This is a genomic window from Kitasatospora sp. NPDC043949, from assembly GCF_056435365.1.
Map to the genome: position 1 here is coordinate 1 of NZ_JBWKEQ010000047.1, position 25,233 is coordinate 25,233.

At 70.0% G+C, this 25,233-nt stretch carries 23 protein-coding genes; 11 read left to right on the forward strand and 12 right to left on the reverse strand.

Features of this window, described 5'->3' with window-relative positions; genetic code table 11:
• The 4 genes from AC07AL_RS29870 to AC07AL_RS29885 form a co-directional block, all read right to left on the reverse strand.
• Positions 1–304, reverse strand: a 304-nt coding sequence (locus tag AC07AL_RS29870) for a helix-turn-helix domain-containing protein (protein WP_478318859.1), incomplete at its 3' end; no start/stop codon positions are given.
• A gap of 69 nt (positions 305–373) precedes the next feature.
• Positions 374–1,393: an acetamidase/formamidase family protein gene (locus AC07AL_RS29875; protein WP_478318860.1), complete on the reverse strand. Its 1,020-nt coding sequence runs from the start codon at positions 1,391–1,393 to the stop codon at positions 374–376.
• Positions 1,390–2,907: an APC family permease gene (locus AC07AL_RS29880; protein ID WP_478318862.1), complete on the reverse strand. Its 1,518-nt coding sequence runs from the start codon at positions 2,905–2,907 to the stop codon at positions 1,390–1,392. The genes AC07AL_RS29875 and AC07AL_RS29880 overlap by 4 nt, the downstream gene beginning before the upstream one ends.
• A 180-nt stretch (positions 2,908–3,087) precedes the next feature.
• Positions 3,088–4,158 carry a C40 family peptidase gene (locus tag AC07AL_RS29885; RefSeq protein ID WP_478318863.1) on the reverse strand — a complete coding sequence of 357 codons (1,071 nt, stop codon included), beginning with the start codon at positions 4,156–4,158 and terminating at the stop codon, positions 3,088–3,090.
• A 302-nt stretch (positions 4,159–4,460) separates the two neighbouring features.
• Between AC07AL_RS29885 and AC07AL_RS29890 the strand changes: the two genes are divergently transcribed.
• From AC07AL_RS29890 to meaB, 3 genes are read left to right on the forward strand one after another with little or no spacing between them, the layout of a single operon-like run.
• Positions 4,461–6,329 carry a methylmalonyl-CoA mutase family protein gene (locus tag AC07AL_RS29890; RefSeq protein WP_478318864.1) on the forward strand — a complete coding sequence of 623 codons (1,869 nt, stop codon included), beginning with the start codon at positions 4,461–4,463 and terminating at the stop codon, positions 6,327–6,329.
• Complete coding sequence (scpA, locus tag AC07AL_RS29895) at positions 6,326–8,530, forward strand: methylmalonyl-CoA mutase (protein ID WP_363587074.1); 2,205 nt, start codon at positions 6,326–6,328, stop codon at positions 8,528–8,530. Before AC07AL_RS29890 ends, scpA begins: the two co-directional genes overlap by 4 nt.
• A gap of 12 nt (positions 8,531–8,542) precedes the next feature.
• The gene (meaB, locus tag AC07AL_RS29900) at positions 8,543–9,544 is read left to right on the forward strand and encodes a methylmalonyl Co-A mutase-associated GTPase MeaB (protein ID WP_363587073.1); all 1,002 of its coding nucleotides are present in this window, start codon (positions 8,543–8,545) and stop codon (positions 9,542–9,544) included.
• A 297-nt stretch (positions 9,545–9,841) separates the two neighbouring features.
• Here the strand turns inward: meaB and AC07AL_RS29905 are convergent, their stop codons facing one another.
• Complete coding sequence (locus AC07AL_RS29905) at positions 9,842–10,315, reverse strand: DIP1984 family protein (protein ID WP_478318865.1); 474 nt, start codon at positions 10,313–10,315, stop codon at positions 9,842–9,844.
• Positions 10,316–10,429: 114 nt separating this feature from the next.
• Complete coding sequence (locus tag AC07AL_RS29910; protein ID WP_363587071.1) at positions 10,430–11,248, reverse strand: hypothetical protein; 819 nt, start codon at positions 11,246–11,248, stop codon at positions 10,430–10,432.
• A 289-nt stretch (positions 11,249–11,537) separates the two neighbouring features.
• On the opposite strand from AC07AL_RS29910, the gene AC07AL_RS29915 reads away from it, so the two are divergent.
• Entirely contained in the window at positions 11,538–11,885 is a 348-nt protein-coding gene (locus AC07AL_RS29915; RefSeq protein WP_478318866.1) for a helix-turn-helix domain-containing protein, read from the forward strand.
• Positions 11,886–11,903: 18 nt separating this feature from the next.
• On the opposite strand, the gene AC07AL_RS29920 is transcribed toward AC07AL_RS29915, so the two are convergent.
• A protein-coding gene (locus tag AC07AL_RS29920) for an IS630 family transposase (protein WP_478318868.1) occupies positions 11,904–12,967 on the reverse strand; the annotation gives its coding sequence in 2 pieces (ribosomal slippage) (positions 11,904–12,520 and positions 12,520–12,967; 1,065 coding nt in all).
• A 224-nt stretch (positions 12,968–13,191) separates the two neighbouring features.
• Here AC07AL_RS29920 and AC07AL_RS29925 point away from each other — a divergent pair.
• Together AC07AL_RS29925 and AC07AL_RS29930 are read left to right on the forward strand one after the other, a co-directional pair.
• Complete coding sequence (locus tag AC07AL_RS29925; protein ID WP_478318869.1) at positions 13,192–13,971, forward strand: DNA-binding protein; 780 nt, start codon at positions 13,192–13,194, stop codon at positions 13,969–13,971.
• 12 nt (positions 13,972–13,983) lie between these two features.
• Positions 13,984–14,457, forward strand: a complete 474-nt coding sequence (locus AC07AL_RS29930) for a hypothetical protein (RefSeq protein WP_478318871.1) — start codon at positions 13,984–13,986, stop codon at positions 14,455–14,457.
• 21 nt (positions 14,458–14,478) lie between these two features.
• Here AC07AL_RS29930 and cyaB read toward each other — a convergent pair whose 3' ends face one another.
• From cyaB to AC07AL_RS29945, 3 genes are all read right to left on the reverse strand, one after another.
• The gene (gene cyaB / locus AC07AL_RS29935) at positions 14,479–15,048 is read right to left on the reverse strand and encodes a class IV adenylate cyclase (RefSeq protein ID WP_478318873.1); all 570 of its coding nucleotides are present in this window, start codon (positions 15,046–15,048) and stop codon (positions 14,479–14,481) included.
• A 113-nt stretch (positions 15,049–15,161) separates the two neighbouring features.
• Positions 15,162–15,743, reverse strand: coding sequence for an HD domain-containing protein (locus tag AC07AL_RS29940; protein WP_363587067.1), 582 nt, complete (start codon positions 15,741–15,743; stop codon positions 15,162–15,164).
• Positions 15,744–15,756: 13 nt separating this feature from the next.
• A complete protein-coding gene (locus AC07AL_RS29945) occupies positions 15,757–16,869 on the reverse strand; it encodes a helix-turn-helix domain-containing protein (RefSeq protein WP_478318875.1) in 1,113 nt (370 codons plus the stop codon).
• A 268-nt stretch (positions 16,870–17,137) separates the two neighbouring features.
• On the opposite strand from AC07AL_RS29945, the gene AC07AL_RS29950 reads away from it, so the two are divergent.
• The 3 genes from AC07AL_RS29950 (at position 17,138) to AC07AL_RS29960 (ending at position 19,885) form a co-directional block, all read left to right on the forward strand.
• The gene (locus tag AC07AL_RS29950; RefSeq protein WP_363587065.1) at positions 17,138–17,314 is read left to right on the forward strand and encodes a hypothetical protein; all 177 of its coding nucleotides are present in this window, start codon (positions 17,138–17,140) and stop codon (positions 17,312–17,314) included.
• Positions 17,311–18,498: a methyltransferase domain-containing protein gene (locus AC07AL_RS29955; protein WP_478318877.1), complete on the forward strand. Its 1,188-nt coding sequence runs from the start codon at positions 17,311–17,313 to the stop codon at positions 18,496–18,498. Before AC07AL_RS29950 ends, AC07AL_RS29955 begins: the two co-directional genes overlap by 4 nt.
• 226 nt (positions 18,499–18,724) lie before the next feature.
• Positions 18,725–19,885: a helix-turn-helix domain-containing protein gene (locus AC07AL_RS29960; RefSeq protein ID WP_478318879.1), complete on the forward strand. Its 1,161-nt coding sequence runs from the start codon at positions 18,725–18,727 to the stop codon at positions 19,883–19,885.
• Positions 19,886–19,940: 55 nt separating this feature from the next.
• Here the strand turns inward: AC07AL_RS29960 and AC07AL_RS29965 are convergent, their stop codons facing one another.
• Positions 19,941–20,543 (reverse strand): superoxide dismutase, encoded by a 603-nt coding sequence (locus AC07AL_RS29965; protein ID WP_363587062.1) that lies wholly within the window; start codon positions 20,541–20,543, stop codon positions 19,941–19,943.
• Positions 20,544–20,718: 175 nt separating this feature from the next.
• On the opposite strand from AC07AL_RS29965, the gene tsaD reads away from it, so the two are divergent.
• Together tsaD and AC07AL_RS29975 are read left to right on the forward strand one after the other, a co-directional pair.
• Entirely contained in the window at positions 20,719–21,771 is a 1,053-nt protein-coding gene (tsaD, locus tag AC07AL_RS29970; RefSeq protein ID WP_363587079.1) for a tRNA (adenosine(37)-N6)-threonylcarbamoyltransferase complex transferase subunit TsaD, read from the forward strand.
• A 207-nt stretch (positions 21,772–21,978) separates the two neighbouring features.
• Positions 21,979–24,258 carry a M9 family metallopeptidase gene (locus AC07AL_RS29975; RefSeq protein WP_478318881.1) on the forward strand — a complete coding sequence of 760 codons (2,280 nt, stop codon included), beginning with the start codon at positions 21,979–21,981 and terminating at the stop codon, positions 24,256–24,258.
• 73 nt (positions 24,259–24,331) lie between these two features.
• Here AC07AL_RS29975 and AC07AL_RS29980 read toward each other — a convergent pair whose 3' ends face one another.
• Complete coding sequence (locus tag AC07AL_RS29980) at positions 24,332–24,784, reverse strand: DUF5990 family protein (RefSeq protein ID WP_363587060.1); 453 nt, start codon at positions 24,782–24,784, stop codon at positions 24,332–24,334.
• Positions 24,785–25,233 lie beyond the last annotated feature (449 nt).

Consider the following 25,233-nt stretch of genomic DNA (forward strand, 5'->3'; position numbering starts at 1 on the left):
CGGTCTTCGCCCGCCTCGCCCAACGCGTCAACTGGTCCCACTCGGCCTCACTGAGGACCAGGTCGGCCTTCGGCCTGCCGATGCGGCCCGCATCCTGCAGGCCGGCCAGCCCCTCGGCCGCGAACTTGCCACGCCACTTGCGCACCGTCTTGTCTTGAACGCCAACGAGCTTTGCAGCAGCGGAATTCGACATACCGTCAGCACACGCCAGGATGATCCGGGCCCGTTCAGCGGCTCTTCGGTCCCAGGACCCCGCCCGACGCAGCAACTCGGCGAGCTCGTCCTCAGACAGCGAGATCACCACGGCAGAAGGCCCAGGATGCGACACCATAAAAGGGTATCAACTTACCCTCATGATTTGTGGCGCATCACACTAGCGGTGCCGCAGGTACGCCTCGGCGGTTTCGCGCAGGCGGTCGTGCAGGCCGTCGTAGGCGCGGACCCGCCCGAGCAGGCTCTTCGGCAACTTGGCGACCATCGTGTAGTTGGTGTCGCAGACGTTGGCGACCGGCGCCAGCCCGGCCTGGCTGACCAGTTGGTAGGCGTCGAGCTGGTCCAGGCCGAGCAGGTGCCCGGTCCAGCCGACCAGGTCGTGCTGGCTGATCCGGAACGCGTCCTCCAGGGGGCGGGCGGAGCCGGTGCTGATCAGGAAGCGGTCGTCCTCCAGCCGCGGCCAGGCCGGTCCGCCGCCCTTGACCAGGTCGACGATCACGGTGGTGCGCATGGCCGCCTCCACCGCCGTCCCGCACGCCTCCCCCTCCCCCTGACGGGCGTGGCCGTCGCCGATGGCGAGCAGCCCGCCCGGGACGTTGATCCCGAAGTAGGCGGTGGTGCCGGCCCGCATCTCGGGGGTGTCCAGGTTGCCGCCGTGCGCGCCCGGCGTGATCGAGGCCAGCACCTCGCCGGCCGCCGGGGCGACCCCGACGGTGCCGTGCATCGGGTCGAGCGGGAGGTCCACCGTGAAGTCGCTGTTCCGGGCCCGGAATCGGCAGACGCCCGCCTTGAGGTCCAGGTCGTAGACCCAGACCCGCTCCTCCAGCGGCGGGTGCAGCATCGCCGTGCTGTGGGTCGCGGTCAGCGCGCCGAAGTGCGGGAAGGTGCTGGAGACGCCGTACTCCCGGGCCGGGGTGATCTCCACGAAGTGCACCGCGAGGACGTCGCCGGGCTCCGCGCCCGCCACCGCGATCGGCCCGGTGACCGGGTTGAGGTAGGGGAAGACGCAGACCTGGCTGGGCAGGTCGCCGGTGCCGCGCACCTTGCCGCCGAAGCAGTCCTCGGTGGTCAGTTCGACGATGGTGCCGGGCCGCACGGTGACGAGCGGTGCGCGTCCGCCGAAGGTGTAGGCGTAGTCGGCCGGGGCGGGGGCCAGCTGGACGGTCTCGGGCAGGCTCACGGGTTCTCCTCGCGGGTGGTGGGCGCATCGACGGCGGATTCGGGCCCGGTGGCGGATTCGGGCCCGGTGGCGGGATCGGGCTCGGTGCCGGATCCGGGCTCGGTGCAGGATCCGGGCTCGACGGCCGATCCGGGCTCGATGACGGCCAGTCGGGGCTTGCGGCCGGTGGCCACCAGCCCGGCCAGCACGACCGCGCCGACGGCCAGCCAGACGAAACCGAGCCGCTGGGCCGCTATGTTGGCGTTCACGACCACGTAGGCGAGGATCGCGAAGCCGAGGACCGGCGCGATCAGGTGGCGCCAGTAGTCCTTGCTGCGTCGGCGGATCAGGTAGTGGACGATGACGGCGACGTGCAGGACCAGGAAGGTGGTCAGCGCGCCGAAGTTGACCAGGGTGCTCAGCAGGGTGATGCCGTCGTCACGCGAGGCCATGTAGAGGCCGAGCAGCAGCGAGATCGCGGCGGTCAGCAGGGTGGCGTTGACCGGCACCCGGCGCTCGGGGTGGATCCGGGCCAGGAAGGCGGGCAGCTGGCGGTCCCGGGCCATCGCGTACAGCAGCCGCGAGGTGGCGGCCTGGGCGACCAGGGAGTTGGCGAAGCCCCAGGCGACGGCGGTGGAGGCGGCGGTCAGCGTGGCGAGCCAGCTGCCGGCGGCGGTGCGGGCCGCGTCGTAGAAGGCGGTGCCGTTCGGATCGCCGTCCCGGATCAGGGCGTCCGGGTCCGGCACCAGCAGCGAGGCCACCCACGTCTGCACGATGAACAGCGTGCCCGCGAGCAGCAGCGCGGCGACCATCGACCGGCCGACGGCCTTGGTGGAGTCCCGGTTCTCCTCCGAGAGGGTGGAGATCCCGTCGAAGCCGAGGAAGCTGAGCACCGCGATCGAGACCGCGCCGAAGACCAGGCTCCACGAGAAGGTGTGCGCGTTGTAGAGCGGGGTGAAGTCGAAGCCCCGGCCCTTGCCGGAGGCGAGCGCGATCACGCCGACCACCACGAACAGCGCCAGCACGACGAGTTCGCCGATCAGCATCGCCTTGTTGACCCTGGAGGTGGTCTCGATGCCCAGGTAGTTGACCACGGTGTTGAGCAGCACGAAGCCGACCAGCCAGAGCCACACCGGGACGGACGGGACCAGCGAGTTCATGGCGACACCGGCGACCAGGTACAGCAGCCCCGGCACCAGCACGTAGTCGAGCAGGATCATCCAGCCGGACAGGAAGCCGACCGGCGCCGCGATGCCCCGCCCGGCGTAGGTGTACACCGAGCCGGCCATCGGGAAGGCCCGCGACATCTGGGCGTAGGACAGGGCGGTGAACATCATCGCGACCATGCCCAGGACGTAGGCCAGCGCGACCATGCCGCCGGAGCCCTGGAAGACGCCGCCGAAGATGCCGAACGGTGCGATCGGCACCATGAAGACCAGCCCGTAGACGAGCAGGTCGGTGAAGGTCAGGGACCGGCGGAGTTCCTGTTGGTAGCCGTAGCTCTCGATGCTCCGGGGCGCGGGCGTGTCAGCCATGGTGCTCCCTCTCCGTGACGACCCTGGGGGTGTGGGGAGACTGTAGGGGCAAGTACTTCCAGATGGTCCTGTTTCCACGTTCCGCCACACGAGGAGGACCGACCGGGCGGCTCCGGAGAACGCGAAGGCCCGCCCCCGCCGAGGCGGGAGCGGGCTGCCGGACTGCCGGTGTCGGACTTCCTACGGCCGGACGGCGCCCACGTACGGCATGGCGCTGATCGGGAGGACCTCGACGTTCTTGCCGGTGCGCGGGGCGTGGATCATCTTGCCGTCGCCGATGTAGATGCCCACGTGGTGGATGTCGGGGTAGAAGAAGACCAGGTCGCCGGGCTGGAGGTCGGCGCGCTGGACGCGGGCGCCGCTGTTCCACTGGTCCTGGGACATCCGGGGCAGCTTGACGTTGGCCGAGCGGTAGGCGCCGCCGGTGAGGCCGGAGCAGTCGAAGCTGCTGGGGCCGGTCGCGCCCCAGCCGTAGGGCTTGCCGAGCTGGGCGTAGGCGAACTGGAGGATGGCGGCGGCTCGACCGCTGGCGGGCGGCGCCGGGGTGTTCATGTTCTGGCGCTCCGAGGAGCGGGAGGCCCGGTCGGCGGCGGACGCCGCCTGGGCCTCGGCCTTGGCCTTCTCGGCGTTCTGCTGGGCGTTGATCTTGGCGCGGTCCTCGGCGCTCAGCTTGTTGAGCATGCCCTGTGCCTGGGCGAGCTTGGCCTGGATCTGCTTCTTCTTCTCCCCCAGCTCGGTGCCGACGGAGTCGAGCTGGGCCAGGGTGGCCGTGGCCTCGGCGCGGTCCTGGTCGAGCTTGCGCTGCTCGTTCTGGGCCTGCTTGAGCAGGGATATCCGGGAGTCGGCGAGGTGGTTCTGCACCGAGGCGCGCTCCAGGTAGGCGGCCGGGTCGGAGTCGAGCATCAGCTGGAAGGACGGGTCGATGCCGTTGGTGCGGTACTGGTCGGCGGCCACCGCGCCGAGCTGGGAGCGCAGCTCGTTCATCGCCTCCTGCCCGCGGGCGACCTTCTCCTGGATCTTGCTGGCGTCGCCCTGGAGCTTCTGCTGCTTCTCCTGGAAGCCGTTGAACTGCTCGACGGCCTGCTCCGCCTCCTCGTTGAGCTTGTCCACCTGTTCCTTGACGGAGGCCAGGTTGGGGGCGGGCTCGGCGTGGGCGGTGCCGGAGGCGAGGACGGCGCCGCCGGCCATGGCCGTGGTGAGGACCGCCATGCGGGCCCGGCTCGGGGGGCTGGGCTTGCGACGCTTTCCCATGGCGGGGGGCTCTCCTTCGGGGGACGGCAGGGGACGGCGAAGGCGGGCGAGGACCTACGGGGGTTCGGTCCCCACCCACCTTCTTCGAAGTAACTTAATAGATGAGTGGAGGGGTTCCGCAATCCCCCTGTTCCGGGCCGTCCCTGGCGATCGATCGTGGCCCCCGGCACCGACGTTGACCTCGGGTGCCGCCGTCCGCGGCACTCCTCGCCGCCCGGAGTGCTGAGAACGTGCCAAATCGAGGGAAAGGTCACACGGACCGCCCCTCCTGCGGGCCTGCGAACGAGCGCTAACCTGCGGTCATGAACGTCCTGCCCGAAGGGCTCCCCCTCGCCGCCGAATTCCCGGCCGCACACCGCGAGCAGTGGCAGCAGCTCGTCGAGGGCGTGCTGCGCAAGTCCGGCGCGCACCCCGCGGACGGCGCCGCCGCCGAGCGGGCGCTCACCACCGAACTCCCGGACGGGCTGCGCGCCCGCCCGCTGTACACCGCCGAGGACGCCCCGGCCGAAGCCGGCTACCCCGGCTTCCCCCCGTTCGTCCGCGGCGGCCGGCCGCAGGGCGCCGCCGTCGCCGGCTGGGACGTCCGCCAGCGGCACACCGACCCGGACCGGCGGCGCACCAACGAGGCGGTCCTGGCCGATCTGGAGAACGGCGTCGGCTCGCTCTGGCTGGAGCTCGGCGGCGCGGGCCTGCCCGTCACGGCCCTGCCCGAGACGCTGGCCGGCGTGTACCTCGACCTGGCCGCCGTGGCACTCGACGCCGGGCCCGAATTCACCGCCGCCGCCGAGCAGTTGTTCGCCCTGTACGAGGAGCGCGAGGTCTCCCCCGGTGCCGCCGCCGGCAACCTCGGCGCCGACCCGCTGGGCCTCCAGGCCCGCACCGGCGAGACCGGACGCACCACCGCGCTGCTCGCCGAGGCCACCGCGCTGGCCGCCCGCTGCTCCGCCGAGTACCCCGGCGTCCGGGCGCTGACCGTGGACGCCCTGCCCTACCACGAGGCCGGCGCCTCGCCCGCCCAGGAGCTGGGCTGCTCGCTCGCCACCGGCGTCGCCTACCTGCGGGCGCTCACCGCCGCCGGGCTGTCGGTGGACGCCGCGCTCGGCCAGCTGGAATTCCGCTACGCGGCCGACGCCGACCAGTTCCTCACCATCGCCAAGTTCCGTGCCGCGCGCCGCCTCTGGTCCCGCGTCGCCGAGGTGTCGGGGGCTTCCGCGGCGGCCTCGGCGCAGCGCCAGCACGCCGTCACCTCCCGGGTGATGATGACCGCCCGCGACCCGTGGGTGAACATGCTGCGCACCACCGTCGCCTGCCTCGCCGCCGGCGTGGGCGGCGCCGACGCCGTCACCGTGCTGCCCTTCGACAGCGCCCTCGGCCTGCCGGACTCCTTCGCCCGCCGGATCGCCCGCAACACCCAGTCGATCCTGCTGGAGGAGTCCCACCTCGCCCGGGTGATCGACCCGGCCGGCGGCTCCTGGTACGTCGAGCAGCTGAGCGAGGAGCTGGCGGCGGCCGCCTGGGCCTGGTTCCAGGAGATCGAGCGGGCCGGCGGCCAGCAGGCGGCGCTCACCGACGGGACGGTCCGCGAGCGGATCGCCGCGACCTGGGCGGAGCGTTCCGTCAAGCTCGCCAAGCGGCGTGAACCCGTCACCGGCGTCAGCGAGTTCCCGCACCTGGACGAACAGCCGCTGGTCCGCGAGCCGGCCCCGGCCGCACCGGGCGGCGGGCTGCCGCAGGTGCGCCGCGCCGAGGCGTACGAGGCGCTGCGCGACCGCTCGGACGCGCAGCTCGCGGCCACCGGCGAGCGGCCGAAGCTGTTCCTGGCCTCGATCGGCACCGCCTCCGCGCACACCGCGCGCACCACCTTCGCCGCCAACCTGTTCCAGGCCGGCGGCATCGCGACGACCTCGCTGGAGTCCGTCGACCCGGCCGCCTTCGCCGAGGCCTTCACCGCCTCCGGCGCCACCGCCGCCTGCCTGTGCTCCGGCGACGCGCAGTACGGCGAGCACGCCGAGGCCGTCGCCGGCGCGCTGAGGGCGGCCGGAGCCCAACGGGTGCTGCTGGCCGGTCGGCTCGGCGAAACCCCGGCAGGAGTAGACGAGTTCATCCACGCGGGCGGGGACGCCATCGCCGTCCTCACCTCCCTGCTCGACCAGATCGGAGTGGCACGATGATCCCCGACTTCACCGGAATCGGGCTGAACGGGGATCCCTCCGGGGACGTCACCGACGGCCAGTGGCGGGCCGCCTGGCGGCAGTCCACCGGCAAGGACGTCGACGAGCTGGTCTGGGACACCCCCGAGGGCATCGGCGTCAAGCCGCTGTACACCACGGCGGACCTGGCCGGCCTGGACTTCCTGGAGACCTACCCGGGCATCGCCCCGTACCTGCGCGGGCCGTACCCGACCATGTACGTCAACCAGCCGTGGACCGTCCGCCAGTACGCGGGCTTCTCCACCGCCGAGGAGTCCAACGCCTTCTACCGCCGCAACCTGGCGGCCGGCCAGAAGGGCCTCTCGGTCGCCTTCGACCTGCCGACCCACCGCGGCTACGACAGCGACCACCCGCGCGTCACCGGCGACGTCGGCATGGCGGGCGTGGCGATCGACTCGATCTACGACATGCGCCAACTCTTCGACGGCATCCCGCTGGACAAGATGTCGGTGTCGATGACCATGAACGGCGCCGTCCTGCCCGTCCTGGCCCTGTACATCGTGGCCGCCGAGGAGCAGGGGGTGGCACCCGAGAAGCTGGCGGGGACCATCCAGAACGACATCCTCAAGGAGTTCATGGTCCGCAACACCTACATCTACCCGCCGCAGCCGTCGATGCGGATCATCTCGGACATCTTCGCGTACACCTCGCAGAAGATGCCCCGGTACAACTCCATCTCCATCTCCGGCTACCACATCCAGGAGGCCGGGGCCACCGCCGACCTGGAGCTGGCCTACACCCTGGCCGACGGGGTGGAGTACCTGCGCGCGGGCCTGGACGTGGGCCTGGACGTCGACGCGTTCGCGCCGCGGCTGTCGTTCTTCTGGGCGATCGGCATGAACTTCTTCATGGAGGTCGCCAAGCTGCGCGCGGCCCGGCTGCTGTGGGCGAAGCTGGTCAAGCAGTTCGACCCGAAGAACGCCAAGTCGCTGTCGCTGCGCACCCATTCGCAGACCTCCGGCTGGTCGCTCACCGCCCAGGACGTGTTCAACAACGTGACCCGCACCTGCGTGGAGGCGATGGCCGCCACCCAGGGCCACACCCAGTCGCTGCACACCAACGCGCTCGACGAGGCGCTGGCCCTGCCCACCGACTTCTCCGCCCGGATCGCCCGCAACACCCAGCTGCTGCTCCAGCAGGAGTCCGGCACCTGCCGGGTCATCGACCCGTGGGGCGGCTCCGCCTACGTCGAGAAGCTCACCCACGACCTGGCGCGCCGTGCCTGGCAGCACATCCAGGAGGTCGAGGCGGCTGGCGGCATGGCCAAGGCCATCGACGCGGGCATCCCGAAGATGCGCGTCGAGGAGGCCGCCGCCCGCACCCAGGCCCGGATCGACTCCGGCCGCCAGCCGGTCATCGGCGTCAACAAGTACCGGGTGGACAGCGACGAGCAGATCGACGTGCTCAAGGTCGACAACTCCTCGGTGCGCGCCCGCCAGATCGAGAAGCTGCGCCGGCTGCGCGAGGAGCGCGACGAGGCGGTCTGCCAGGACGCGCTGAACGCGCTCACCCGGGCCGCCGAGGCCGGCCCGCAGCGCGGCGGCTCGCTCGACGGCAACCTGCTGCACCTGGCCGTCGACGCGGCCCGGGCGAAGGCCACCGTCGGCGAGATCTCGGACGCCCTGGAGAAGGTGTACGGCCGGCACAGCGGCCAGATCCGTACCATCTCCGGTGTGTACCGAGACGAAGCGGGCCCCTCGGCCTCCCTCCAGCGCACCCGCGACCTGGTCGAGCGGTTCGAGCGGGCCGACGGCCGGCGCCCGCGGATCCTGGTCGCCAAGATGGGCCAGGACGGCCACGACCGCGGCCAGAAGGTGATCGCCACCGCCTTCGCCGACCTCGGCTTCACCGTGGACGTCGGCCCGCTCTTCCAGACCCCCGACGAGGTCGCCCGCCAGGCCGTCGAGGCGGACGTGCACATCGTCGGCGTCTCCTCGCTCGCCGCCGGGCACCTCACCCTGGTCCCCGCGCTGCGCACCGCGCTCGCCGAGGCCGGCCGGGAGGACATCACCATCGTGGTCGGCGGGGTGATCCCCCCGCAGGACTTCGACGCGCTGTACGAGGCGGGAGCGGCGGCGGTCTTCCCGCCGGGCACCGTCATCCCGGACGCCGCCTACGACCTGCTCACCTCGCTGGCGGCCGATCTCGGCCACGAGCTGTGAGATTTTGATCGTATGCCTCCGCGGACGATCGACCTCGACAGCTATGTGACGGGTGTCCTCGACGGCTCGCGCGCCTGGATCGCGCGCGCCGTCACCCTCGTCGAGTCCACCCGGCCCGACCACCGCGCGCTCGCGCAGCAGTTGCTCCAACGGCTGCTGCCGCACGCGGGCGGCGCGGTCCGGGTGGGCATCACCGGCGTGCCAGGTGTCGGCAAGTCGACCTTCATCGACTCCTTCGGCACCATGCTCACGGGGCTCGGCCACCGGGTCGCGGTGCTCGCCGTCGACCCCACCTCCAGCCGCACCGGCGGCTCCATCCTCGGCGACAAGACCCGGATGGAACGCCTCGCCGTCGACCCGCACGCCTTCGTCCGCCCCTCGCCCACCTCCGGGACGCTGGGCGGCGTCGCCAAGGCCACCCGGGAGTCCATGGTGGTGATGGAGGCCGCCGGCTACGACGTGGTCCTGATCGAGACGGTGGGAGTCGGCCAGTCCGAGACCGCCGTCGCCGGGATGGTCGACACCTTCCTACTGCTCAGCCTGGCCCGCACCGGCGACCAGTTGCAGGGCATCAAGAAGGGCGTCCTGGAGCTGGCCGACGTCATCGCCGTCAACAAGGCGGACGGGCCGCACGAGACGGATGCTCGCGCCGCGGCCCGCGAACTCGCGGGCGCCCTAAGGCTGTTGCAGGCCCCCGACGCAGCGTGGACGCCGCCAGTGCTGACCTGTAGCGGGCGGGACGGCGCCGGACTCGACGTGCTGTGGGAACGGTTGCAGCAACACCGCAAGGTCCTGGACGCCACCGGCGCGCTGGCCGCGAAGCGGCGGGACCAGCAGGTCGAATGGACCTGGACGATGGTCCACGACCAGCTCTACGCGCGGCTGCACGAACACCCCGAAGTGCGGCGGCTCTCGGTCGAGTTGGAGGCCCGGGTCCGCGCCGGCACCATGCCGGCGGGGCTCGCCGCGCAGCAGATCCTGGACAGCTTCTTCGGCTTGTTCGGCACGCCCTGACGGGAGGCGCTTCTCGGGTGGCTCCGGGGAGGAACAGGTGCGAGGGCCGTGCTGGTGTGCACGGCCCTCGCACCGGGTGTGGGGCGCCCCGTTCCCGCCCTCGCCGCCCGGATCTGCACGTGGTGGTGAGCTGTGCGGTGTGCTCTGTCACCTGTACGCGATGCTGAGCTGCATTGTTCGGTGAGGAATCGAACCCCTGCGTTGCTCTTCACGCGCCAGGGGCCGGATGAACCGCCGGCCCGCGGTGTGTGCACGCCTCCGTGGCGACTACCTGCTTCCCACACCCAGCTTGTGGGGTCAGTCCTCGATCAGGTCGATCTCCCAGTTGGTGCGCTGGATCAGGGTGTCCACCTCGCGGATCTCCTTCGCCAGGGCGTCCGCCTGGGCATGGAGCTCGGCGACCGGCAGGGCGGAGAGGATCCTGAGTTCGGACCGCAACTGCCGTACGGCTCCCCGCTGGTCGCGCCCGGAGGCGGCGTCGGCAGCCGCGGTGATCACCGAGTGGCGCAGCCGCAGGACGTCCCGGCGGGCGAGGGCGTCGGTCAGCGTGCCGCCGCCCTCGATGAGCGAGGTGGAGTTGGTCCGGTTGATCTGACGGATCAGCCGCTCCAGCTCGTCCAGCACCTCCCCGGCCTGGGCCAGGACCTCCGCCGCGCTCTCGGCCGGTTCCTCGCCCTCCTGGTAGCGCGCACTGCCGACGACGCGCGCCCGCAACTGCTCCACCTGCCGCACCGCAGCCGCGCGCTGCGCGAGCGCTTCAGCCAGTTTCACCGCGTCATCACCTCTACGTCCTGCTGATCGTCCGGCAAGTATGCACATCGGTGCCTGACGGCTCGGCAAGAGGGGTGGAGCCGGCCGGACCGACCCGGCGGGCGCCGGGCGGGTTCACGCCCCTCGACAGCGTTCGGCCGCTGCCCGTACGTCCGCCAGCGCCCTCGCGCGGTCGACCGGCGGCGGCGAGAAGCGTCCGGGCGCCGCCAGTACGTGCTCCTCCCAGCGGTCCTGCCAGAACTCCACCGTCCAACCGGGCCATCGCCGCGGCATCTCGTACGCCTCCGCCGCCGCCCCGAGCACCCACCAGCCCACCCACCGGCGCAGCGGATCGACGTGGATGCCGGCATCGGCCGACGCCCGGCAGACCCCGTGCTCGGGGCCGCCCGCCAGTCGGTCGAGCAGCGCAGCCCCCTCCCGGACCGGATGGTCGTTGACGTTCGCCAACACGTAGCAGTGCTCCGTCCCGACCGTCACCACCGCAACCATCGGCTCGGGGTCAGCCAGTTCCTCGTCGCCCGGTTCGAGCAGCGGCCCCACCGCAATCCCGCACCCACGGGCACGGACGTGTTCGGGGTCCAGCCCCAGGTACGTCCGCAGCTCGGCCGGGCCGTCGTACATCCACCGGACGTCCCACCCCGCCCACGCCTCCTGCAACAGTTCCAGCGTGGCTGCCCGGTGGCGCATCTCGGCGCTCGGCCCTTCCCAGGCGAACAGCATCAACACCTTCCGGCCGAGGTCGATCAGTGCCGCACCCTGGCAGTGCACATCGTCCAGCCACCAGTCGACCGCTCTCAGGTGCCGGACCATCGAGAGAGCCTCCGCCGGCCCGGCCAGGAGGTCGAGGTCGATTCCTACCGCCCCGAACCGCGACAGGTACAGCTCGAACTCACCGCTCTCGCGGACGACGACGAAGTTCGCACGATCACCCATCCGCCCAGAATGACCACCCCCGGCACGGGCCGCCACCACATTTGTGTGGACTGACCACCACCGAACCGAACCCTCCGAGCCATCCGGGCACAACTGCCAGCACAGGGCCAGACGTTGGTGTCTCGGCAGCAGCCGAGACACCAACGCACAAGCCAATTCATCACTGCCAGTCAACAACCCGTCACAGTTGTGAGACCATTGATCATGCGGCGCCCGCATACGGATATGCCAGGAACGCATCGGATTGCATCATGTGACCTGGCAGGCCTCGTAGCGTTGGGGTGGGCTGTTGAACTGGAACTCGGCAGCGATCCGGGATGCCTCCCGGATGAGGAACTACGGCAAGATCATCGAGCTGACTCGAATGTACCGGCGCATGACGCAGGTGCAGCTGGGCGAGGCATGTGGACTCTCACAATCAGCGATCTCGCGACTGGAGAAGCGAGGCATCGCCCCCTATGCCATGGACGTGCTGCTGCGACTGTCGCAGCACCTGGGAATTCCAGCAGCTCTGCTCGGCCTCGCCGAAACTACGGTTCAGACGCGAATCGGAACTGAGAGCGTGGAAAGACGTCAATTCCTGGGAGCAGCCGCAGCAATCGCGGCATCCCCCGTACTACTGAAGTTGAATTCGTGATGTCGGTCTGAGATCTGGTCAGCCATCCATGATCAGGCCGGTGGTGGCGAGGCATCCGTCGATGAGGTGAGGGCGGTACTGGAGTCTCTTCAGGCTGCGCTTGACGGCTCGGGCGAGTTGGTCGATGTCGGCGGCGGCGAGGTTGCCAATGGTGCGCTTGACCAGCGACCAGACGCCCTCTTGCGGGTTGAGGTCGGGAGCGTACGAGGGGAGTTGGAAGACGGTCAGCCAGTCCTTGCTCGCCTTGATGAACTCCTGCATCGGCGGCATCAGGTGGGCACGCAGGTTGTCCCACACGAGCACGATCGGACCGCCGAGCTGGATGTGCGCCCGGATGAGCAGGGCCCGGTAGTCCTGCCAGGTCAGGCCCTTCTTCTCACCTTTGCGGCCCCGGTAGACGTGGAAGCTGTAGAACATCCGCGAGCGCTGACCGGGTTTGTAGCAGCTCAGCCCCGCCATGGAGACCCGGCCGCCTCCTCGGCCGCGCACCCGAACCACGGGCGTGCAGCCGACCCGACCCCAGGTCCGGGCGCGCGGCGGCCTCATCGACTGCCCGGCTTCGTCCTCGAAGACAAGCCAGGCCTCGCGGGCCGCCGCGGCGCTTTTACCCGCGGCCACGTCTCCTTCTTCCACAACTCGACGGCCGCGTCATCACGCTCGATGGCCCGGCGGGCCGGCTGCTGCCAGGACCAGCCGTGCCGCTTGAGCAGGACCCACGTGCCCTCCACGGTGTAGGAAACGTGGAACATCCGGCCGATCAGCGTCTTCACCCGAGCCAAGGTCCATCGCTGGTCGTCCCAGCCGTGGGCAAGCGGCCCACGCTCCAACTCCCGCTCCAGCCTCATGATCTGGGCATCGGAAAGCTTTGGACGACCCGGCGAACCCTTCGAGGCGATTCCTGCCGCGCCGTCCTCGCGCCACTGCCGACGCCAGCGCTCCACCGAACGCACACTCACCCGCAGTGCGGCCGCGATGTCCCGATTCTTCTCACCGCCCTCGAAGCGATCCACGGCCTGCCGTCGGATCCGCTCCCGCGCGGCCCTCTCCGCGTCGGTCAAACCGCCACCCTGTGCATACCTCACAGCACACGACTACCGGGACCAACCCTCCAACGGCAGGCGAACGCTACTGCTTCACCCATCCGAGCGACATCACGAATTCAACTTCAGTAACAGCCGCCGCGGGACCCACAGACGAGGTCGAGCAGCAAGCTGTCGCACTCCGAGTCGCCACTACCTCCTACCGTCGACTGGACGGATCGACACCCTCACGGGAGCTTGCCGATGTCGCCCACTCCCATCTGCGATTGATCCAAGGGTTGATTGGCGCGGCACGGACCGATGCTCATCGAATCAGGCTCGCCGCCGTCGCGAGTGAGGCGGCGAGCCTGGCCGCTTGGCTGGCGTGGGACATGGGAGACTACGGGTCCGCGCGGTCGTTCTACGGGGCTGCAATCAAAGCCGCGCGGTCAGGAGCACACCCGCTGCTTGCCGCGTACCAGGCCGGAAGCCTCGCACAGTTCGAAGCTCACACCGGCAACGCAGTCCAGGCGCTCAGTCTCACCCAGCGGGCCCGCAGCTTCCTGGAGCCTGCGTTTCCCACAGTCGCCGACGCGTGGCTTTCATCGGTTGAGGCCCTCGGGCACGCAGCCGCAGGCGACCAGCGCAGTGCCGACCACGCCTTGACACGTAGCCGAGCTGCTCTTCAGGCAGACATCCGGGAAGAACCACCCCCGTGGCCCTGGGTGTTCACCTTCGACGAGTCCAAGGTGGCCGCTGCCAGAGTGACCTGCGGCGCGAAACTCGGACTCTCCAGGTGGGCATCAGAAACAGCGATCCCGGTCCCGGCGACCAGTCATGCGAAGCAACGCGCTCTGCTGTTGCTGGACATTGCAGCAGGCCATCTGGCCGCAGGACGGATCAAGGCGGCATTCGCCCTCGCCACGCAAGCTCTGGAGATCGGTCTCCAGTACCGTTCAGGTCGAATCGTCGAGAGAGGCCGCGCACTTCGACGGTCGTTCAGCACTTCCTCGCCGTCCAGGGCCGTGAGGGAGTTCGACGAACGCCTGCACGGTGTCTATCTCTAGGGAGGGATCGCAGTGCGAATCGGAGTCACCGGGCACCGGGGGCTGGCGGCCGGGGTGGAGGAGCAGGTTCGACGGCTGCTCGAAGACGCTCTCGCGGGAGAGGACCCGCCTCGGCTCACGATCGTGTCCTGCATCGCGGACGGGCCGGACGCGTGGATCGCGGAGATCGCGCTCGAACGGGGGGCGCGGCTAGAGGTCGTCATTCCCGCGGATCAGTACCGGGACGGGCTACCAGATTGGCATCACCCCGTCTACGACCGGCTGTTGAGCAGTGCCAACGCCGTTCACCGAACAGGCCGGGTGGAGTCCGACGAAGCCGCGCACATGGCGGGGAGCGAGGTCCTGGTAGCCCAGGTCGACAAGCTCCTCGCCGTCTGGGACGGCCTGCCGGCCCGCGGCTACGGCGGGACGGCGGACGTGGTCGCCTACGCCCGCCAGCACGGCGTGCCGGTTGAGGTGCTGTGGCCTCAGGGAGCGCGCCGGTGAATGCGGAATGAGGCCTGCCAGTCAGGCAGGTCGCGCCGCCGCGACCGTGTCGGTGTACAGATCGGTGGTCAAGTCGACTTTCCTGATGCCGAGTTCGGCCAGCACCGCACGGACGAGGGCGAGGGCCGGCGCGAGGTCAGCCTCCGTGGCGGCCGTCGTCTCGACCTCGATGAACGTGGCGTCGTCCAACTCGGGAACGCGAACGAGCGTGGCGAGCAGGCGCCTCCCGTCGCGCTGGAAGCCGTAGTTGCGGCACCGCTTCTCGAACGCGATGCGAGGGGTGAAGCCCAGGCCCCGCATGATCTCGTGCGCGGCATCGGCGTCCTCGACCTTCGTCTCGGACTCCGGCTTCGACCCGGACGCCTCGTCCACCCGGGCCCCCTTGTACGTGAGCACCGTGCGCGTGTCGTCCGGGCTGTGCACGGTACGGATCCGCAACTCGCGATCGGTGCCCATCAGGCTGCCGTCCGGCGCGTCGTAGTACGTGTCGCGGTAGACCTCGGCGCGGCCGGCACCGTGCCGGGCCTCCAGTTGCTCGCGCACGCCTTCCGGGTCGCGCACGACCGCCTTGAGCTCCGCTTCGATCGCCATCCTCGCCCCTCCGTCAGATCACGCGCTCGGCGCCGTCCACCATCACATCGAACTTCCGCTTTGAGACCGACACCTGCGAGGTGCCGCCTTCAAGGCGTGATCCACGACCCGCGTCAGCTCGACTTCTCGCCGAGGGCAGCACGGAGCCAGCCGAGGGAGTCGGTTGCCAGGACGGCGTCGGCGAGTGCGTTGGCGGTCTTCGTGGTGAGACGGCCACGGCTGTTGTCGATCCAGCGCTGGGCGTTCGCATAGCCCTGCGCCTTGTACTCGACGCCCTGGATCAGGCACTCCAGCTTGTCGGCGTCCCTCGCGCAGACCGCCTCCGGAGAGTCCTTCGCTTCGTACTCCGCGACGAGATCCCGGATGGTGGAGGCGAGGATCTCCGGCATGCCGCCGACCTGGTCGGCCGTCACCGCCGCCGGATCGGCGCCGGGTGCGTACATCTTCCCCAGATGGTTGACGTCCCCGGTGCGCGTCTCCTGGGAATCGTGCCAGACCGCGAGGAAGGCGGTCTGCGCCGGGTCCGCGCCTTCCAGCTTGGCGATGATCGAAGCGATCAACGCGGTTCGCCAGGAGTGTTCGGCGACCGATTCGGGATCGCGGACGCCGGCCATCCACCAGCCCGTGCGCTTGGTCTGCTTGAGCGTCCCGGCTTCGAACAGGAACCTGGCCACCGGCGTCAGGTCGTCTGTCACTGTCTGGCTCCTCTCACGCCTCGACAAGGCGGATCGCGTAGCGGATGCTGTCGAGCTCGCGTCGCCCTCGCCGCGACAGCTCCCGACCATCCAACAGCACCGGGAGCCGTTCGCGCAGGGCGCGGGCCGCAGTTCCGGAGCGCAGCAGATCCGGCCGGATCTGGAGCAGTGACCACACACTGTGGATGTTCAACTCGGCGTACCCGCAGTGCGGGCCGAGCCCCTGAACGAGGTGCGCGAGGAGCTTGTCGCCGGGCCACGGGCCCGGCGACCGGGCAGCGATGAAGTCGTCGGAGAGTTCGAGGTACGGGGCCTCGCCGATCCAGTACGCCCAGTAGTTGAGGTTCGCCAGCGCGCCCGCCTCATCGGCGAGGGCCGTTTCGATGAAGTGGCTGATCCGATCGCGGTCACCGTGGCGGGCGGAGACCATGGCAACGGAACGGGAGTTGAGCCAGCGGCTCAGCCAGTCGCTCGGCTGCTCGGAGCGCTGCTGGTGCGCGAGCCACTCCCGCATGTCGCCCTGCTCATCGTATCCGGCCAGGTACAGCGCTTGGCGGCGGGCGAGGAACTGGTCCGTTCCACGCGCTTCCTCGGCCGCGCGCCGCAGGTGGGCGTAGAACCGGGGGCGGTCGGGGGCGGGAAGTTCCGGTCCGGTCGGCGCTGGGCCCTTTCGTGGACGCGGCGGGGTCGGGAGGTCGCGAACGGCCTTCGGCGCTGCACCGCTGAGCGGCCACATGAGAATCTCCACGAGGTCGCGCCGTATCACCATCGCCCCGAGGGGGCTCCCGGCAGCCGACGACTTCTCCTCAACGATGCCGGCGAGCAGGATGTCCGCCTCGAAGGATCGCTCCAGTGTTTGGAGGAGTGCGGGCGCTGTGCCCATCTGCATCAGCCGATGGCGGTAGGTGAGCATCTGCCCGACAGGTAAGGCCGTGAGTGGGCGCCGACCACTCTCCCACCCGGCGATCGTGTCGCTTGACACGGCCAGCCGCTCGGCGAACTCGTCCTGGGTGGCACCGTGCTGTTCTCGGATCACCCGAAAGACGTACCCGGAGATGATGCCCACGCGCGGGCGCCGAGGCCTTCCCTGACCGACAGTCAGGGAAGGCTGTTGGCTTGACTGCATGAGAGCCCCCCACCTCGGGAGTCCGTGCCGACGTACGTGTACTCGTGGTCACTTCAGGTTCTGACTCCGGGACCCTACCGTCGTAGGCGTCCCCGACCGAGAGCGGTCGGAGACCCGTCGGTGGGTCTCGCTCCCTGCGACGGCGGCCCCGCTCTCATCAAGGAGCGTACCGGCCCGGGGGCACGCCAGTCGGTAACTGTCACGTCCGTACACCTGGGCAAGCGCTCCACGCGACAACCATCGTGAAGAAAACAGGCAGGAGGCACCCATGGGATGGGGAACCGGCAAGGACGGAAGCTCCGGTGGCGGCAGCGGGGGCAACGACGGCGGGCAGGGCAAGCACGCGAACAAGGACCGGAAGGACTTCGGGAAGGACAAGTCGACCCCGGACACCTCGTCCGGGTCGTCTGCCGGCAAGCACCGCAAGGACGGCGACGGGAAGTGAAGAGCCGGCAGAACGACCTGGAGCAGGCCGCCACGAACGGCCTGCTCCGGGCCGTATCCCGCTCTCTCGGCCACGATGTGTCCGATGAGTGGCGAAGGGCCGCACAGGCGACCCCGCGCCATCGTTTCCTCCCGGACCGGATCTGGCTTGCCGACGGTGACGGCTACCAGCTCTGCGACCGTGACCGTGAGCCCGACCGCTGGTTCGCCGCCGCCAGTTCGGACATTCCCGTAGTGACACAGGTCAACGACGGAGACGAGCCGACGGATGTACGCGATGCGTGGCCTTCGTCCTCGGCCTCCGAGCCGTCGGTCGTCTTTCAGATGCTCGAACTCCTGGACATCGCACCGGGGATGCGGGTTCTTGAGATCGGCGCGGGCACCGGGTACAACGCAGCCATGCTCTCCCACCGCCTCGGTGGGGCGAACGTGACGACGATCGAGATCGACGCCGCCGTGGCCCACCGCGCCCGGACCAACCTCGACGCCACCGGCTACGCACCCACCGTCGTCTGCGGCGACGGAAGTCTCGGCTGGAACGTCGCATCGCCGTTCGACCGGATCATGGCCACCTGCTCCGTGAAGCGCGTTCCGGGCGAATGGATCAGCCAGACCAGGCCCGGCGGGCAAATCCTCACCCCTTGGTACGACGAGTGGAGCTGCGGCGGGCTCCTCCGCCTGACCGTCACCGGCGACGGTACCGCCATCGGGCGGTACACCGCCGACAGTGCCTTCATGTTGATGCGCAACCAGCGTCGGGACCTACTGCTGTTCCGGGACGTCGTCATGGACGAGCACGTGCCGGACGAGTCCACGACCACGCTCGACCCCTGGGCCGTCGCCGACTCGGAGTTCGAGACCCAGTTCGCCCTCGGGCACCGCCTCGGCGACCTCTGGTACGCCTGGCACCACGACCCCGATCTCGATGACATCGAGACCCGCCTCTGGGTGGCCACGACCGACGGCGGCTCCTGGGCCGCCGTCGACTGGGACGGCACCGAGAACACCGAGCGGTACACGGTGTGGCAGCACGGCCCGCGCCGCCTGTGGGACGAAGTCGAGGCCGCCCACCGCTGGTGGCTGGACAACGACCGCCCCGGGCCGAGCCGCCTCGGCCTCACCATCGGCCCCGGAGGCCATCAGGCCTGGCTGGACGACCCGACGAATACGTGGCCCCTGCCGTAGCGGAGTGGATTGCCCGTCTCATTCAGCACGGCCCCGGACCGCCGGTCCGGGGCTGCCTGCCTGGAACCGATCGGATGTTCCAGGTGGTCAACAAGCCGACAACTGGTCACGCAAGGAGCGGAATTGTCGGTACCGTGGATCAGGTGTCGAGCTGAGCCGGAGGGACGTGGTGGATCGCCGGGGCGTCGAGGAACTCGACGAACGAGCCTCGGCGTTAGGGTGAACCGTGGCAGACGACCGACCGGGCCCGTCCGACAGCCGGGAGCACTGGCGATGGGTACGGAGCTTCCTGAACGACCACCGCTTCGAGTTGACCAATCGGCTCCTTGCCGAGAGCACTCCCGAACGGCTGGTCCCGGGGACTCCGCTGCTGGCTCGGCGGCACTGGATTCCGGAGCAGCCGGTGCCGCTGGAACGCGTCCGACTGCGCTGGCAGCCGGACGCGCCGGAGGCCGACCTGGACGGCGGTGAGCCGGAGCTCGACCGCATCCGCCCGCGCCGGAGGAGCGGAACGGCCTACCGCCGCTACGCCGACGCGGTGCGGGAGCTTGCCAGGCCCAGGCTGTTCGAGGATCGAAGCTGCTACCGCCTGCTGGATGTCGGGACGTCTGCGGGCGGTCCGACGCTGGCCTTCGGCCGCGGCCGGTACTTCGACGTGATCGACATCTGTGAGGCCGTTGCGCACGAGTACGCGGCGGCAGTCCTGGCGGGCGGGGCCGCCACGCCCTTCCGCGCTGCCATCGGCGATCCGACCGACCTCGCGCGCCGGCCGGTCATGGCGGCCATCAGTACGCTGACCATCCGGCACGATCGCAGGACCGGCGAAGCGGAGTTCGTGCTGCACTGGCGTGATCCCGAGAAGGTCGCCAGCGGCGGGGGTCTCTTCCAGGTGATGCCGGTCGGGATGTTCCAGGCTTCGCACGACGCGCCGTGGAACGAGGGGAACGACTTCGACCTCTGGCGGGCGATCCTGCGGGAGCTGAGCGAGGAACTGCTCGGTGACGCCGAGGACTACGGGAGCGACAGGGCGCCGATCGGCTACGCCGCCTGGCCGCTCAACAGGTCGCTCACCGCAGCACGTGAGGACGGCCGCCTGCGGGTGTTCTGGCTGGGCCTCGGGATGGATCCGCTGACCTTCGTCACCGACATGCTCACCGTGGCCGTGTTCGACGCCGAGCTGTTCGACGAGACGTTCCGGCGCATCGTCTCGACGAACGACGAGGGCCACCGCGTCGGGCTCGAGGACGCCACGGGACGCTCGGCCGGCATCCCGTTCACGACCGAGCAGGTGGATCGCCTCACCACCACCGAGCCGATGCAGCCCGCCGGCGCGGCGCTCCTGCGGCTCGCCTGGCGGCACCGGAAGGCGCTGTTGCAGCTCTCCTGACCCGAGGAAGGCCCCGGACCGCCCGACCGGTCCGGGGCCGTTCACCTAGTGCGGGTCAGGCGGTCTTGGCGGCCGCGAAGCGGGACGAGACGTCCTGCCAGTTGACGACGTCCCAGAGCTTCTCGACGTAGTCGGGGCGGACGTTGCGGTACTGCAGGTAGTAGGCGTGCTCCCAGGCGTCGAAGGCGAGCAGCGGGGTGGTGCCCTGGCCGACGTTGCCGTGGTGGTCGTAGACCTGCTCGACGATCAGGCGCTTGGCCAGCGGCTCCCAGGAGAGGATGCCCCAGCCGGAGCCCTGCACGCCGGTGGTGGCGGTGGTGAGCTGCTTGCGGAAGGCCTCGAAGCTGCCGAAGTGCTCGGTGATGGCGTCGGCCAGCTCGCCCTCGGGGCGGTCGCCGCCCTCCGGGGAGAGGTTCTGCCAGAACAGCGAGTGCAGCACGTGGCCGGACAGGTGGAAGGCGAAGGTCTTCTGCAGGCCGACCAGGCCGCCGAACTGCTCCTTGTCGCGCGCCTCGGCCAGCTGGTCCAGGGTGTCGTTCGCACCCTTGACGTAGGCGGCGTGGTGCTTGGAGTGGTGCAGTTCGAGGATCTCGGGGGACATCGCCCGCTCAAGCGCGGAGTAGTCGTACGGCAGGTCGGGAAGCGAGTAGGTGCCCATGCTGGGACACAGCCCCTTTCGATGAACAGTGATGATCGTGCCGGGACAACACTATTGCGTATGAGTTGCAGGAACGAAGCATGGGCTCCTGCTTATTCCTCACGTCTCGTCGGGCACAATGGTCGCGAGTGCATGTAATGAGTGATGAGGGTGAGTGACTGTGACAGGGTCACCGGTGGTGCTGGGGATCGAGTCCTCCTGCGACGAGACCGGCGCGGGTCTGGTCCGGGACGGCGTACTGCTCGGGCAGGCGGTGGCGTCGTCGATGGACGAGCACGCCCGCTTCGGCGGGGTGGTGCCGGAGATCGCCGCCCGGGCGCACGTCCACGCGATGGCGCCGGTGGTCGGCGAGGCGCTGGCGCGGGCCGGGCTGACACTCGATGACGTCGGCGCCGTCGCGGTGACGACCGGTCCGGGGCTGGCCGGGGCGCTCCAGGTCGGGGTGGCCGCGGCCAAGGGCTACGCGTTCTCGCTCGGCGTCCCGCTGTACGGGGTGCACCACCTGGCCGGGCACGTCGCCGCCGCGACGCTGGACGGCGGGCCGCTGCCGAACCCCTGCGTGGTGCTGATCGTCTCGGGCGGGCACACCTCGCTGCTGCTGGTGCGCGACCTCGCCCGCGATCCGATCGTCCACCTCGGCGACACCCTGGACGACGCGGCCGGCGAGTGCTTCGACAAGGTCGCCCGGATCCTCGGCCTCCCCTACCCCGGCGGGCCGGCGATCGACCGGGCCGCCCGGGACGGCGACCCGACGGCCGTCCGCCTGCCGCGGCCGCTGACCGGACCGCGGGACGACCCGTACGCGTTCTCGTTCTCCGGACTCAAGACGGCCGCCGCCCGCTGGGTGGAGGCGCAGCGCTCGGGCGGTTCCGACCCGTACGTCCCGGACGCGGCGGCCGGGTTGCAGGAGGCGATCGCCGACGTGCTGACCCGCAAGGCGGTGCGGGCCTGCACCGATCACGGGATCGGCACCCTGGTGGTGGTCGGCGGGGTCGCGGCCAACTCCCGGGTTCGGTCGCTGGCCGAGGAGCGCTGTGCGGCGGCCGGGATCACGCTGCGGGTGCCGCCGCTGAGGCTCTGCACGGACAACGGGGCGATGGTGGCGGCGATCGGCGACCTGCTGGTCCGCTCCGGCGCCGAGCCGGCTCCGGCGGAGCTGTCGGTGGATCCGTCGGCGCCGCTGGAGTTCGCGGCGTTGACGCCGTTGGCGCGGACTGCCGCAGCCTGATGGTTTCACCGCTTTTGCTCCGGATCGCACCCCCGTCGCCGGCCTGACGGCGTGTTGATCCGGCAACGGTTCGATCTCGCCCGACGCGAATCCGTTCCCAAGCCTTCCCCCGGCCGCAATCACTGTGCCATTTTACATGTCACACATCAGGAACCCGTGTGCCCCCAACCGCACGGCAACCCTCAACGGCCCCGGAGGCCCCCACAGATGCGTCCCTTCCGGATAACCACGGCCCAGGCGCGGAAACTGCCCGCGCTCGGCGCCGCGTTCTTCCTCGCTCTCGGCCTGTTCGCCCCGCAGGCACACGCCGCGACGGCCGACTCCACCACCACCCTCAAGGCCCAGGCCGGCAAGGCGGCGGCGCCGCGCTCCGTCCCGGTGCCCAAGTCCCTCGACACTCCGAAGGACGCCCGCCCGCTGGCCGCGGACCAGCAGGCCAAGGCGACCGCCCCGGCGGCGGGCAGCGCCACCGGTGCGCACGCCGCCAAGGCCGCCAAGCAGCTCTCCGCCGCCCCCGCCGCCGCCTGCAACGTGTCCGCCTTCACCGGCAACACCGGTGCCGCGCTCGTCCAGCAGGTCAAGGCCGCCGACCTCGGCTGCATCAACACCCTGTACAACCTGACCGGCAACGACGCCAAGGGCGCGTTCAACGAGGCGCAGATGGCCACCGTCGCCAACGCCCTGCGCGACGTGTCCGCCGCCTACCCCGGCGACGACTCCACCTCGGCCGGCCAGCTGGTGGTCTACCTCCGCGCCGGCTACTACGTGCAGTGGAACCACTCGGACGTGGTCGGCCCGTACGGCACCACCCTCCAGACCGCCATCCGCGGCGCCCTGGACGGCTTCTTCGCCGCCCCGCACAGCAAGGACGTCACCGAGGCGAACGGCGCGACCCTCGCCGAGGCCGTCACCCTGATCGACAGCGCCCAGGAGAACGCCCGCTACACCGGCGTCGTCAAGGGCCTGCTCAACGACTACACCGGCTCCTGGACCGGCTCGATGGCCGACGCCGTCGGCAACACCAAGACCGTCATCGAGCGCGGCTTCGACCTCCCGGCCTTCACCGCCGCCCTCCAGGCCGACCCCTCCTTCGCCACCGCCATGGCGTCCTTCGTCACCCGCAACAGCTCCCAGCTGAACGGCTCCGACCTGGTCACCTCGATCGGCATCCAGATCGGCAACCTGGTCGCCAACGACGCCACCAAGGCCCAGGGCCGGCCGATCGTCAAGGACCTGATCAACCGCTACCCGCTGGTCGGCGCCACCGGTCCGCTCACCATGAACCTGGTCTGGTTCGCGGAGAAGAAGGACACCGGCAACTGCAGCTACTACGGCACCTGCGACCTGCCCGCCCGGCTCGTCCCGCTCGTGCTCACCGTCGACCACACCTGCAACGCCAACCTGCGCATCCGCGCCCAGGACATGACCGCGCAGCAGCTCGCCGACACCTGCACCAGCCTGATCAACGAGGACCAGTTCTTCCACCAGGTGGTCAAGGACAAGGGCCCGGTCGCCAACGACAACAACACCAGTCTTGAGGTCGTCGTCTTCGACGACTACTACGAGTACAGCCTCTACGCCTGGGAGATGTACGGCATCGCCGTCGACAACGGCGGCATGTACGAGGAGGGCGACCCGGCCAAGGCCGGCAACCAGGCCCGCTTCATCGCGCACGAGGCCTCCTGGCTGCGCCCCGCCTTCCAGATCTGGAACCTCAACCACGAGTACACCCACTACCTCGACGGCCGCTACGACTTCTACGGCGACTTCGCCGCCGGCATGACCACCCCGACCGTCTGGTGGGTCGAGGGCCTCGCCGAGTACGTCTCGTACAGCTACCGGGGCGTCCACTACGACGACGCCGTCGCGCAGGCCGCCAAGGGCACCTACGCGCTGAGCACCCTCTTCGACAACACCTACGACAACTCCGACTCCACCAAGGTCTACAACTGGGGCTACCTGGCGGTGCGCTACATGCTCCAGTCGCACCCGCAGGACGTCGACGCACTCCTCGCCAAGTACCGCGTCGGCGACTGGAACGGCGCCCGCGCCCTCCTCAAGACCACCATCGGCACCTCGTACGACGCCGACTTCGCCACCTGGCTCAAGGCCTGCGGCGCCGACAACTGCGGCAGCCTGCCCACCAGCCAGGCCCCGCTCTGCACCGCCGGCGACACCCGGCAGTACGACAAGAACTGCCGCCGCGACGGCGTCGCCGCCACCACCGGCAACTACAGCTACAGCTTCCTCAACCTGCCCGCCGGCGTGAAGCAGCTGACCATCACCACCAGCGGCGGCACCGGCAACGCCGACCTCTACTACAACGGGGGTGCGTGGGCCACCACCGGGTCGAACCTGGCCAAGTCCACCAACGCCGGCAACGGCGAGACCCTCACCATCACCAACCCGCCGTCCGGCTGGGTGTACTTCAGCCTCTACGCCCAGCAGGGCTTCGGCGGCGTGACCGTCACCACCACGTACAACTGACCTGCGCATACCGAACGTTGAGGAGGGCCCCGCGTGCGGCGGGGCCCTCCTCGCGCGTTCGGACGCCGCGTACTCAGCCCTCCGCCGACCAGGTCACCACGGGCGGGCGGACGGCGGCGCACAACGGGTGGCCCTTGGCGTCCGTCAGGCGCAGCCGGGCCACCAGGACGCCGCGCTCCACCGCCGCCTCGGCGACCTCCCGGTCGACCGCCGCCAGCAGCAGCTTGGCCCGGCGGAACAGCGCCCGGCCGTCCCCGTTCCCGGTCACCCAGTTCAGGTAGACGAACCGGGCGCCGGGACCGCCCTGCACGTACCGGCCGGTGAGGTCCACTCCTCCTGGTGTCGGCCTCGCCTCGCACTCCAGCGACCAGTGGGCGCGCGGCGCGTCACCGGGGAACAGGTCGAGCAGCTCGGCCGGGCGACCCCGGCGTTGGACGGCGACGTGCAGGTCCCGGTAGCCCGGGAAGCCCGGCGCGGCGGCACACTCACGCCCCGGCAGGTCGGTGGCCTCAATCCTCAGTTCCATACCGATATGGTCCCCCACCGCGCGCCTCGGGAAGTTATAACGATCGGCCATCTAATGCGACGCACACTCGACCAGAGGAACAGGGAATCCTTTGTCAAAAGACCGTCAGGGACCTAGCTTTCGCTTGAGGTCCGGAGTTAGATGAAAGCCAGTTCGACTTCCAGGCCGGAATGTCGGATTTCCGCCAAGCCGCGGGCGCTTGTTCCGTTGTGCCCGCAATCTCGGAAAGGGAGAATACCCATGAAGATGATCAAGGCGATCGTGAAGAAGTTCAAGCGTGACGAGGACCTCGCCAACCACGCGTGGGTCCTGCACGTCATCTGATGCACCGTCGGCGGCGGGGGGGGGGGGGGGGGGTGGGGACCCGGGGGGGGGGGGGGGGGGCCCCACCGCGCCCCGTCTTGAGGGTTTCCCCAGGTTGATAGGGAACATCTTCTTCCCCGCTTCTC

Coding starts and splice junctions, on each gene's coding strand:
- AC07AL_RS29880 (WP_478318862.1), bottom strand. CDS start 2,907: ATGGCTGACACGCCCGCGCCCCGGAGCATCGAGAGCTACGGCTACCAA.
- AC07AL_RS29885 (WP_478318863.1), bottom strand. CDS start 4,158: ATGGGAAAGCGTCGCAAGCCCAGCCCCCCGAGCCGGGCCCGCATGGCG.
- AC07AL_RS29950 (WP_363587065.1), top strand. CDS start 17,138: ATGGGATGGGGAACCGGCAAGGACGGAAGCTCCGGTGGCGGCAGCGGG.
- AC07AL_RS29910 (WP_363587071.1), bottom strand. CDS start 11,248: ATGGGTGATCGTGCGAACTTCGTCGTCGTCCGCGAGAGCGGTGAGTTC.
- AC07AL_RS29975 (WP_478318881.1), top strand. CDS start 21,979: ATGCGTCCCTTCCGGATAACCACGGCCCAGGCGCGGAAACTGCCCGCG.
- scpA (WP_363587074.1), top strand. CDS start 6,326: ATGATCCCCGACTTCACCGGAATCGGGCTGAACGGGGATCCCTCCGGG.
- AC07AL_RS29890 (WP_478318864.1), top strand. CDS start 4,461: ATGAACGTCCTGCCCGAAGGGCTCCCCCTCGCCGCCGAATTCCCGGCC.
- AC07AL_RS29980 (WP_363587060.1), bottom strand. CDS start 24,784: ATGGAACTGAGGATTGAGGCCACCGACCTGCCGGGGCGTGAGTGTGCC.
- cyaB (WP_478318873.1), bottom strand. CDS start 15,048: ATGGCGATCGAAGCGGAGCTCAAGGCGGTCGTGCGCGACCCGGAAGGC.
- meaB (WP_363587073.1), top strand. CDS start 8,543: ATGCCTCCGCGGACGATCGACCTCGACAGCTATGTGACGGGTGTCCTC.
- AC07AL_RS29945 (WP_478318875.1), bottom strand. CDS start 16,869: ATGCAGTCAAGCCAACAGCCTTCCCTGACTGTCGGTCAGGGAAGGCCT.
- AC07AL_RS29965 (WP_363587062.1), bottom strand. CDS start 20,543: ATGGGCACCTACTCGCTTCCCGACCTGCCGTACGACTACTCCGCGCTT.